Below are 11,052 nucleotides of genomic sequence, written 5' to 3'. Positions count from 1 at the left end.
CATGAACGGCGCCATGCTCCGTCACTCGCAACCTGGTATCGGCCGCGTGCCTGCACGCAAGCCGGTACCGCGCGGTGCCAGCCGCCTGGTGGCCAAGGAGCCTTTGAGCGCGCGCCTGCCGAAGCCGAACTTCAGCTTCGTGCGCTACCTGATGTGGCCGCTGCTGCTCGCAGTACTGGGTTTTGGCACCTATCAGGGGGCGCAGTACGCGCTGCCGTACCTTGACCGGCCGATCGCCAAGATCAACGTCGAAGGCGACCTCAGCTACATCAGCCAACAAGCTGTGCAGCAGCGCATTGCGCCGTTCGTTTCGTCGAGCTTCTTCACCATCGACCTGGCCGGCATGCGCCAGGAGCTGGAACAGATGCCCTGGATCGCCCATGCCGAAGTGCGTCGCGTGTGGCCGGACCAGGTGGTGATCCACCTCGAAGAGCAGCTGCCCGTAGCCCGCTGGGGCGACGAGGCGCTGCTGAACAACCAGGGCCAGGCTTTTGCGCCGCACGAGGTCTCGCACTACGAGCACCTGCCGCGCCTGTCCGGCCCGCAGTTCGCCCAGCAGAAGGTCATGCAGCAGTACCAACTGCTCAGCCAGATGCTGCGTCCGCTGGGCTTCACCATCGCCAGCCTGGAGATGAGCTCGCGTGGGGCCTGGACACTGAGCACCGCGCAGGGCCTGGAGATCGTCCTCGGGCGCGACCATGCGGTCGAACAGATTCGCCGTCTCGTGACCATTTACGAGAAGGCATTGAAAGACCAGATATCGAAAATAGCGCGCATCGACATGCGCTACCCCAACGGCCTGGCCGTGGCGTGGCGCGATCCGCTGCCGCAAACGGACGTGGCCCAGGCCACGCCCGCGCAGTGATTTGAGGAGACAGCATTAACCATGGCAAGCGTGCAGAGCGGCAAGATGGTCGTCGGCCTGGACATCGGCACCTCCAAGGTGGTGGCGCTGGTGGGCGAGGTCGCGGCTGATGGCAAGCTGGAGATCGTCGGCATCGGCACCCACCCGTCGCGCGGCCTGAAGAAGGGCGTGGTGGTCAACATCGAGTCGACCGTGGCTTCGATCCAGCGGGCCATCGACGAGGCCCAGCAGATGGCCGGTTGCCGTATCCACTCGGCATTCGTCGGCATCGCCGGCAACCACATTCGCAGCCTGAACTCCCACGGCATCGTGGCGATCCGCGACCGCGAGGTCAGCCCGGCTGACATCGACCGCGTACTCGACGCCGCCCAGGCCGTGGCGATTCCGGCCGACCAGCGCGTCCTGCACACGCTGGCGCAGGACTACGTGATCGACAACCAGGAAGGCGTGCGTGAGCCGCTGGGTATGTCCGGCGTGCGTCTGGAAGCCAAGGTGCACGTGGTGACCTGCGCCGTGAACGCGGCGCAGAACATCGAGAAATGCGTCCGCCGTTGTGGCCTGGAAGTCGACGACATCATTCTCGAGCAACTGGCCTCGGCCTACTCGGTGATCACAGAGGACGAGAAAGAACTGGGCGTGTGCCTAGTGGACATCGGCGGCGGCACCACCGACATCGCCATCTTCACCGAAGGCGCCATTCGTCATACGGCAGTGATCCCGATTGCCGGCGATCAGGTCACCAACGACATCGCCATGGCGCTGCGTACGCCGACCCAGTATGCCGAAGAGATCAAGATTCGATATGCTTGCGCGCTAGCCAAACTGGCCGGTGCTGGAGAAACCATCAAGGTGCCCAGCGTCGGGGACCGGCCACCGCGGGAGTTGTCGCGTCAGGCCCTGGCCGAAGTCGTCGAGCCGCGTTACGACGAGCTCTTCACTCTGGTCCAGGCCGAATTGCGCCGCAGCGGCTACGAAGACCTGATCCCAGCAGGGATCGTCCTGACCGGGGGCACTTCCAAGATGGAAGGCGCCGTCGAGCTGGCCGAAGAGATCTTTCACATGCCGGTGCGCCTGGGCGTGCCGCACGGGGTCAAAGGACTGACTGATGTCGTGCGCAATCCTATCTATTCGACGGGCGTGGGCCTGCTCATGTACGGGCTGCAAAAGCAGAACGACGGGCCGTCCACGTCCGGCAGCAGCTATAGCGATGAACCCAAGACACCTGTGCTGGAACGGCTGAAACGCTGGGTCCAGGGCAACTTCTGATTTACCGGCGCGGTAAATGTAGGCGACACAACTAGAAAGGAAGGAGAGGGGAAAATGTTCGAACTCGTCGATAACGTCCCGCAAACAGCAGTCATCAAAGTCATCGGTGTCGGTGGTGGCGGTGGCAACGCCGTGAACCACATGGCCAAGAACAACGTCGATGGCGTGGAATTCATCTGCGCCAACACCGACGCCCAGGCGCTGAAGAACATCGCGGCGCGTACCGTGCTGCAGCTCGGCCCGGGCGTAACCAAGGGTCTGGGCGCTGGCGCCAACCCTGAAGTCGGCCGTCAGGCCGCGATCGAGGATCGCGACCGCATCGCCGAGGTGCTGGAAGGCGCCGACATGGTCTTCATCACCACCGGCATGGGTGGCGGCACCGGTACTGGCGCCGCGCCGATCATTGCCGAAGTGGCGAAAGAGATGGGCATCCTGACCGTTGCCGTGGTCACCCGTCCGTTCCCGTTCGAAGGTCGCAAGCGCATGCAGATCGCCGATGAAGGCATCCGCTCGCTGGCCGAAAGCGTCGACTCGCTGATCACCATCCCCAACGAGAAGCTGCTGACCATTCTGGGCAAAGACGCCAGCCTGCTGGCCGCCTTCGCCAAGGCCGACGATGTGCTCGCCGGTGCAGTGCGCGGCATCTCCGACATCATCAAGCGTCCGGGCATGATCAACGTCGACTTCGCCGACGTGAAGACCGTGATGAGCGAGATGGGCATGGCCATGATGGGCACCGGCGCCGCCAGCGGCCCGAATCGTGCTCGCGAGGCTACCGAAGCGGCGATCCGCAACCCGCTGCTGGAAGACGTCAACCTGCAGGGCGCCCGCGGCATCCTGGTGAACATCACCGCAGGTCCGGACCTCTCCCTGGGCGAGTACTCCGACGTAGGTAACATCATCGAGCAGTTCGCTTCCGAGCACGCGACCGTCAAGGTCGGCACCGTGATCGATCCGGACATGCGCGACGAACTGCACGTCACCGTCGTCGCCACTGGTCTGGGCGCGCGCCTGGAGAAGCCGGTCAAGGTCGTCGACAACACCGTGCAGACGCAGTCGGTCAGCGCCCAGGCGCCGGTTCAGCGTGAGCAGCAGTCGGTGAACTACCGCGACCTGGATCGTCCGACCGTGATGCGCAACCAGAACCACGGCGGCGCTGCCACCGCGGCCAAGCTCAATCCGCAGGACGATCTGGATTACCTGGATATCCCGGCATTCCTGCGTCGTCAGGCCGATTGAAGCGATTAATCAGGAGTATGGACGTGATTGGTGTTCAGCAAAGGGCGGTTCTGCTATCATCGCCGCCCATTGTTGAAAACAGTTCGCAACTTGCGCGAAAGCGGCCAAAGCCATGATCAGACAACGCACCTTGAAGAACATCATCCGGGCTACCGGTGTCGGCCTGCACTCTGGGGAGAAGGTTTACCTCACCCTGAAGCCGGCTCCGGTTGACTCTGGCATCGTGTTCGTCAGAACCGATCTGGACCCTGCGGTGGAAATCCCCGCCCGGGCCTCCAACGTTGGTGAAACCACCATGTCGACCACCCTGGTGAAGGGCGACGTCAAAGTGGACACGGTGGAGCATCTGCTCTCGGCCATGGCAGGCCTCGGGATCGACAACGCCTATGTCGAGCTGTCCGCGTCGGAAGTACCGATCATGGATGGTAGCGCAGGTCCCTTCGTATTCCTGATCCAGTCTGCCGGCCTGCAAGAGCAGGACGCAGCCAAGAAGTTCATCCGCATCAAGCGTGAAGTGACCGTGGAAGAGGGCGACAAGCGCGCCACTTTCGTTCCCTTCGACGGCTTCAAGGTGAGCTTCGAGATCGATTTCGATCACCCGGTCTTCCGTGGTCGTACCCAGAAAGCCGCGGTGGATTTCTCCAGCACTTCCTTCGTCAAGGAAGTCAGCCGTGCACGGACCTTCGGGTTCATGCGTGACATCGAGTACCTGCGTTCGCAGAACCTGGCACTCGGCGGCAGCGTGGAGAACGCCATCGTGGTCGACGAGTATCGCGTGCTCAACGAAGACGGCCTCCGCTACGAGGACGAGTTCGTCAAGCACAAGATCCTGGACGCCATCGGTGACCTGTATCTGCTGGGTAATAGCCTCATCGGCGAATTCCGCGGCTTCAAGTCCGGCCATGCCCTGAACAACCGCCTGCTCCGTGCATTGATTGCGGACAAGGAGGCCTGGGAAGTGGTCACCTTCGAGGACGCGAGCACTGCGCCGATTTCCTACATGCGACCCGCTGCGGCCGTGTGAGGAAACCCCTCCTTTCAGCTGTACTTTTAAAAGGTCACCTTCGGGTGGCCTTTTTTTATGGGTCTTTTTTGAGCGAAACGTTACTCAGTCTGACTTTTGGCCACGACTGGCCAGGCGCTCGAGAGCAGCTTTCAGACGCGGATTGCTGATGCCTTCGGCAGCCTCGTGAAGCGCCTCAGCGGCGGCGGGGGAGAGCTCTACGGTACGCGGCGGTTTGGCCGGCTCGATATGCGGCTGGACCTTGAAGAGAATGCGTGCCAGGCCGGCGAATTCATCGAATGCCTGCAACTGACGCAACAGGCGGCGTTGTTGGTAGCGCAGCCGCGTGGCCCAGTGGGCGTCGTTAATGACGAGTAGCAGGCTTCCGTCACGCCATGAGGCTACCCGGCAGTGGGGGCGCGCGGCCGGTTGCAACTGGCTGTCGAGCAACTGTTGCAGTTGTCCGAGGCGCTGGGCTTCGTTGAACAGCCCTTTCAACGGTTTGGCTTCGCGCAGCAGCTTGGTGGTGGCCTGGGCTGGGAGCGGGCGGAACGCCATGGCGATTGGTCCGGGACGGTGAGGTGCGATCTTAGCAGAATCGCTTTCGTTTCGGCCTTCGAGGTGACGCGGGTCTCAGTTCGGCCTTGAACTTTACTGGTCCGACACAATATAAAGCAGGCGGACTGCCTGTCCTTCCCTAGCAACTGCTCGGTCGGCGGATGGCTTGAAGTTACCTGTGCTGACATGGCACTTCAATCGTCCACGTTTCCGAGTAGAATGCCCCATTTGCCGTCGCTCCACTCCGCGGCCAGCCAGTCGGGCAGCCCTCCAATCCCCAAGTTCGGATGACCCAGTCGATATGTTTGCGCCTTTGTTGAAAAAACTCTTTGGAAGCAAGAACGAGCGTGAAGTGAAGCGCATGGCCAAGGCGGTCCAGGCCATCAATGCGCTCGAGCCCCAGATGGTGGCGCTTTCCGATGAGCAACTGAAGGCCAAGACCGCTGAGTTCAAGGAGCGCCTGGCCAAGGGCGAAACCCTCGACCAGCTTCTTCCCGAAGCCTTCGCCGTGGCCCGTGAGGCGGGCAAGCGCGTGATGGGCATGCGCCACTTCGACGTCCAGTTGATCGGCGGCATGACCCTGCACGAAGGCAAGATCGCCGAGATGCGTACCGGTGAGGGTAAGACCCTGGTAGGTACCCTGGCGGTCTACCTGAACGCGCTGTCCGGCAAGGGTGTGCACGTGGTCACCGTGAACGACTACCTGGCTCGCCGTGACGCCAACTGGATGCGTCCACTGTACGAATTCCTCGGCCTCACCGTCGGTATCGTCACCCCGTTCCAGCCGCCGGAAGAAAAGCGTGCCGCCTACGCCGCCGACATCACCTACGGCACCAACAACGAATTCGGTTTCGACTACCTGCGTGACAACATGGCCTTCAGCCTGGACGACAAGTTCCAGCGTGAGCTTAACTTCGCCGTGGTCGACGAGGTGGACTCCATCCTCATCGACGAAGCGCGTACGCCGCTGATCATCTCTGGCCAGGCCGAAGACAGCTCCGAGCTGTATATCAAGATCAACAAGCTGATCCCGCGCCTGAAGCAGCACATCGAGGAAGTCGAAGGCCAGGTGACCCAGCAGGGCCACTACAGCATCGACGAGAAGACCCGCCAGGTCGAACTCAACGAGCAGGGCCACCAGTACGTCGAGGAAATGCTCGGCGAGATCGGCCTGCTGGGCGAGGGCGAGAGCCTGTACTCGGCGCACAACCTCAGCCTGCTGACCCACGTCTACGCAGCACTGCGCGCCCACACCCTGTTCCACCGCAACGTCGAGTACATCGTCCAGGGCGACCAGGTCCTGCTGATCGACGAGCACACCGGCCGTACCATGCCCGGCCGCCGCCTCTCCGAGGGCCTGCACCAGGCCATCGAGGCGAAGGAAGGCCTGCCGATCCAGGCCGAGAGCCAGACCCTGGCCTCGACCACCTTCCAGAACTACTTCCGCCTCTACAACAAGCTGTCCGGCATGACCGGCACCGCTGATACCGAGGCCTTCGAGTTCCGCCAGATCTACGGCCTCGACGTGGTGGTGATCCCGACTCACCGCGCCATCGCCCGTAAGGACTTCAACGACCTGGTCTACCTGACCCAGGAAGAGAAGTACGCCGCCATCATCACCGATATCCAGCAGAGCAAGGCTCTGGGGCGTCCGATCCTGGTCGGTACTGCCTCCATCGAGACGTCCGAGTACGTTTCCCAGCTGCTGCAGAAAGCCGGTATCGAGCACCAGGTGCTCAACGCCAAGTACCACGAAAAGGAAGCCGAGATCATCGCCCAGGCCGGTGCACCGGGTGCGATCACCATCGCCACCAACATGGCCGGCCGTGGTACCGACATCCTCCTGGGTGGCAATTGGGAAGCAGAGATCGCCCGCCTGGAGAACCCCAGCGACGAGCAGATCGCGCAGATCAAGGCCGAGTGGCAGAAGCGCCACCAGCAGGTGATCGAAGCCGGCGGCCTGCATGTGATCGCTTCCGAGCGCCACGAATCCCGCCGTATCGACAACCAGCTGCGTGGCCGTGCCGGTCGCCAGGGCGACCCGGGTTCCAGCCGCTTCTACCTGTCGCTGGAAGATAACCTGATGCGCATCTTCGCCTCCGACCGGGTGAAGAACTTCATGAAGGCCCTGGGCATGCAGTCCGGCGAGGCGATCGAGCACCGCATGGTGAGCAACGCCATCGAGAAGGCCCAGCGCAAGGTCGAAGGCCGCAACTTCGACATCCGCAAGCAATTGCTCGAGTTCGACGACGTCGCCAACGAGCAGCGCAAGGTGATCTACCACATGCGCAACAGCCTGCTGGCGGCAGAGAACATCGGCGAGACCATCACCGAATTCCGCGAGGAAGTGCTGAACAACACCATCAGCCAGCACATCCCGCCGCAGTCGCTGCCCGAGCAGTGGGACATCGCCGGTCTGGAAGCCTCGCTGTACAGCGATTTCGGCCTGAAGCTGCCGATCCAGCAATGGCTCGACGATGACGAGAAGCTCTACGAGGAGACCCTGCGCGAGAAGATCCTCGCCGAGCTGGTCGCCGCCTACAACGAGAAGGAAGACATGGCCGGTGCCGAGGCGCTGCGCACCTTCGAGAAGCAGATGCTGCTGCGCGTGCTCGACGATCTGTGGAAAGACCACCTGTCGACCATGGATCACCTGCGCCACGGCATCCACCTGCGCGGTTATGCGCAGAAGAACCCGAAGCAGGAATACAAGCGCGAATCCTTCGCCCTGTTCCAGGAACTGCTGGATTCGATCAAGCGCGACACCATCCGTGTCCTGTCCTTCGTGCAGGTTCGCCGCGAAGACCCTGCCGAGGAAGAAGCACGTCTGCGCCGCGAAGCCGAGGAAATGGCCAAGCGCATGCAGTTCCAGCACGCCGCCGCGCCCTCGATCGAGCAAGCGATCGCCAGTGCCGAGGAAGAGCATCCGGAAGGCCAGGAAAGCGCTCAGGTCGTGAACCTCGACCCGGTGCGCAACGAGCCGAAGATCGGCCGCAACGAGCCTTGCCCCTGCGGCTCCGGGAAGAAATACAAGCATTGCCACGGCCAGGTGAGCTGATTCTCCTGCCGTAACGACGACGCCGCGACCGGTCCTACCGCTCGCGGCGTTTTTCACATTCGATCCACCCTTTTTGTAAGGAGCACCTCCATGGCTGTCGGTCTCGGCCCGATCTCCACCCTGCACCCGGTCCCCGGCTTCGAACTCGGCATCGCGTCTGCCGGCATCAAGCGCCCAGGCCGCAAGGACGTCGTGGTGATGCGATGTGCCGAAGGCTCAACCGTAGCCGGTGTCTTCACTCTGAACGCCTTCTGTGCCGCGCCGGTGATCCTCTGCAAGCAGCGCTTCCTCGGCCCGGTGCGCTACCTGGTGACCAACACCGGCAACGCCAACGCCGGCACCGGTGAGGCGGGTCTGGCCAACGCTTCGGCGGTGTGCGCCAAGCTCGCCGAGCTGGTCGGTGTCGATCAGAACCAGGTGCTGCCTTACTCCACCGGCGTGATCGGTGAGCCGCTGCCGGTCGCCAAGATCGAAGCCGCCCTGCCGGCTGCCCTGGCCAACCTGGGCGCCGACAACTGGGCCGAAGCAGCCGCCGGCATCATGACCACCGACACCCTGCCCAAGGGCGCCAGCCGCCAGTTCCAGCATGACGGCGTGACCGTCACCGTGACCGGTATCAGCAAGGGCGCCGGCATGATCAAGCCGAACATGGCTACCATGCTCGGTTACATCGCCACCGACGCCAAGGTAGCCCAGGGCGTGCTGCAGGACCTGCTGCGCGATGCGGCGAACAAGTCCTTCAACCGCATCACCATCGATGGCGATACTTCGACCAATGACAGCTGCACGCTTGTCGCCACCGGCCAAGCCCCGCTGCCGGAAATCACCCAGGCCAGCGGTGCGCTGTTCAGCGCCCTGAAGCAAGCTGTGATCGAAGTCTCCATGGAGCTGGCCCAGGCCATCGTCCGTGACGGCGAAGGCGCAACCAAGTTTGTAACCGTGCAGGTCAACGGCGGTGCGAACCACCAGGAGTGCCTGGACGTCGGCTACGCGGTCGCGCATTCGCCGCTGATCAAGACTGCGCTGTTCGCCTCCGATCCGAACTGGGGCCGTATCCTGGCAGCCGTTGGTTACGCCGGCGTGCCCAACCTCGACGTCAGCAAGATCGACGTATTCCTCGACGAAGTGTGCATTGCCAGCCGCGGTTGCCGCGCGGCGAGCTACACCGAGGACCAGGGTGCCCGAGTGATGGCCCAGGAAGAAATCACCATCCGCATCGAGCTGGGCCGCGGCGATGCCAGCGAGACCATCTGGACCACCGACCTGTCCCACGAGTACGTGAAGATCAACGCGGAATACCGCACCTGATCCTCGGATTCCCGGTTTTCATCCCTGGATGAAAATCGGGAATTTGTCTTGGCGCGGCTCCGCTCGTATGGTCCTTGGATTAGACAAGGACCTATGAGGAGTGACGGAGATGTCCCTGACCCTGGTGATTGGCAGCAAGAACACTTCTTCCTGGTCGCTGCGTGCCTGGCTGGTCATGCAGCTGTCCGGCGCGGAGTTCGACGAGGTGCTGATTCCGCTTGGCGGAGCCGACACCGCCCGGCGAATTCGCGAGCATTCGCCTACGGGCAAGGTTCCGCTGCTCAAGTGCGAGGACGGCCCGATCTGGGATTCGCTGGCGATATCCGAATACATCGCCGAATGCTATCCCGAGGCCTACCTGTGGCCACGTGGCGAGGCTGCGCGGGCGCTGGCCCGTTCGGTCTGTGCGGAGATGCACAGCGGCTTCGTCGCCCTGCGTTCGAACATGCCCATGGACCTGCAGCGGCACCAGCCATTGGCCAAGGTGCCGGCCGAGGTCGAGGCGGACATCGCCCGCATCGTCGAGCTTTGGACGCTGTGTCGCCAGCGCTTCGGCCAGGACGGCCCCTTCCTGTTCGGCCACGCCAGCATCGCCGACGCTTTCTACGCCCCGGTGGCCACGCGCTTCCGTAGCTATGCCGTGGAGCTGCCGCCGCTGGCCAAGGCGTACGTGGACACCATCTACCAATGGGCGGCCTTCCAGCCCTGGCTGAAGGCTGCCCTGGCCGAGCGGCATTGACCGCCGGCCGCTGAATCGAGGAGCAATGCAGTGAAACGAGTACATGTCGCCGCCGCCGTGATTCGCGGCGCCGATGGTCGGGTGCTGATCGCCCGGCGCCCGGACGACAAGCACCAGGGCGGCCTCTGGGAGTTCCCGGGCGGCAAGGTGGAGGAGGGCGAGCCGGTTCAGGCGGCCCTCGCCCGTGAACTGGAAGAGGAGCTGGGGATTCGCGTCCAGCAGGCCCGCCCGTTGATCCGCGTGGCCCACGACTATCCGGACAAGCAGGTGCTCCTGGATGTCTGGGAGGTCTCGGCGTTCGACGGAGAGCCCCATGGCGCCGAAGGCCAGCCGCTGGCCTGGGTATCGCCACGCGAGCTGCCGGACTACGACTTTCCGGCAGCCAACCGGCCGATCGTGCAAGCCGCTCGTTTGCCCGAGCGCTACCTGATCACGCCCGATGGCCTGGAGCCGCAGGAGATCGTGCAGGGCATTCGCGCCGCGGTGGCGAGCGGTGTTCGCCTGATCCAGCTGCGCGCGCCGAACATGTATTCCCCGGAGTACCGCGATCTGGCGGTGGACGCTGTCGGTTTGTGTGCCGGCAAGGCGCAGCTGATGCTCAAGGGGCCGCTGGAGTGGCTGGGCGACTTCCCGTCCGCCGGCTGGCACCTGACTGCCGAGCAACTGCGCAAGTACGCGCCCAACGGCCGGCCGTTCCCCGTCGATCGCCTGCTTGCCGCGTCTTGCCACAACGCGGAGGAGCTGGCGCTGGCCAGTGCGATGGGCGTGGACTTCATCACCTTGTCGCCGGTGCAGGCCACCGAGAGCCATCCGGGCGAGCCCGCGTTGGGTTGGGAAGCCGCACAGGCGCTGATCGGGGGCTTCAACCAGCCGGTGTTCCTGCTGGGGGGGCTCGGTCCGCAGGATGTCGAGCGTGCCTGGCAGATCGGTGCGCAGGGCGTGGCGGGTATTCGCGCGTTCTGGCCCAAGGCCGAGGGGTAGCGTTCCTTTGTAGGAGCGAGCTTGCTCGCGAATGG

Annotated in this window: 9 protein-coding genes; 8 read left to right on the top strand and 1 reads right to left on the bottom strand. The window is 63.5% G+C overall.

Going from position 1 to position 11,052, the window contains the following annotated elements:
- Position 1 precedes the first annotated feature (1 nt).
- From PKB_RS22220 to lpxC, 4 genes are all read left to right on the top strand, one after another.
- The gene (locus PKB_RS22220) at positions 2-865 is read left to right on the top strand and encodes a cell division protein FtsQ/DivIB (RefSeq protein ID WP_043254581.1); all 864 of its coding nucleotides are present in this window, start codon (positions 2-4) and stop codon (positions 863-865) included.
- Between the two features lie 21 nt (positions 866-886).
- Positions 887-2,131, top strand: coding sequence for a cell division protein FtsA (gene ftsA, locus PKB_RS22215; RefSeq protein WP_043254580.1), 1,245 nt, complete (start codon positions 887-889; stop codon positions 2,129-2,131).
- A gap of 54 nt (positions 2,132-2,185) precedes the next feature.
- The gene (gene ftsZ, locus PKB_RS22210) at positions 2,186-3,370 is read left to right on the top strand and encodes a cell division protein FtsZ (RefSeq protein ID WP_043254578.1); all 1,185 of its coding nucleotides are present in this window, start codon (positions 2,186-2,188) and stop codon (positions 3,368-3,370) included.
- A gap of 112 nt (positions 3,371-3,482) precedes the next feature.
- The gene (gene lpxC / locus PKB_RS22205; protein ID WP_043254576.1) at positions 3,483-4,394 is read left to right on the top strand and encodes a UDP-3-O-acyl-N-acetylglucosamine deacetylase; all 912 of its coding nucleotides are present in this window, start codon (positions 3,483-3,485) and stop codon (positions 4,392-4,394) included.
- Between the two features lie 84 nt (positions 4,395-4,478).
- Here lpxC and PKB_RS22200 read toward each other — a convergent pair whose 3' ends face one another.
- On the bottom strand, positions 4,479-4,931 hold the full coding sequence (locus tag PKB_RS22200) for a DciA family protein (RefSeq protein WP_043254575.1): 453 nt from the start codon (positions 4,929-4,931) through the stop codon (positions 4,479-4,481).
- 301 nt (positions 4,932-5,232) lie between these two features.
- Here PKB_RS22200 and secA point away from each other — a divergent pair, with 301 nt between their 5' ends.
- From secA to PKB_RS22180, 4 genes are all read left to right on the top strand, one after another.
- A complete protein-coding gene (gene secA / locus PKB_RS22195; RefSeq protein ID WP_043254573.1) occupies positions 5,233-7,989 on the top strand; it encodes a preprotein translocase subunit SecA in 2,757 nt (918 codons plus the stop codon).
- A 90-nt stretch (positions 7,990-8,079) separates the two neighbouring features.
- Complete coding sequence (gene argJ / locus PKB_RS22190; RefSeq protein WP_043254572.1) at positions 8,080-9,297, top strand: bifunctional glutamate N-acetyltransferase/amino-acid acetyltransferase ArgJ; 1,218 nt, start codon at positions 8,080-8,082, stop codon at positions 9,295-9,297.
- A gap of 109 nt (positions 9,298-9,406) precedes the next feature.
- A complete protein-coding gene (locus PKB_RS22185; protein WP_043254570.1) occupies positions 9,407-10,036 on the top strand; it encodes a glutathione S-transferase family protein in 630 nt (209 codons plus the stop codon).
- A 30-nt stretch (positions 10,037-10,066) separates the two neighbouring features.
- Positions 10,067-11,017 carry a Nudix family hydrolase gene (locus PKB_RS22180; protein ID WP_043254568.1) on the top strand — a complete coding sequence of 317 codons (951 nt, stop codon included), beginning with the start codon at positions 10,067-10,069 and terminating at the stop codon, positions 11,015-11,017.
- The last annotated feature ends 35 nt before the right edge of the window (positions 11,018-11,052 follow it).

Origin of the sequence: Pseudomonas knackmussii B13 (assembly GCF_000689415.1) — a bacterium.
Taxonomy (GTDB): domain Bacteria; phylum Pseudomonadota; class Gammaproteobacteria; order Pseudomonadales; family Pseudomonadaceae; genus Pseudomonas; species Pseudomonas knackmussii.
The sequence above is the reverse complement of the archived record's forward strand: the minus strand, read 5'-3'. Positions and strand labels throughout refer to the sequence as shown.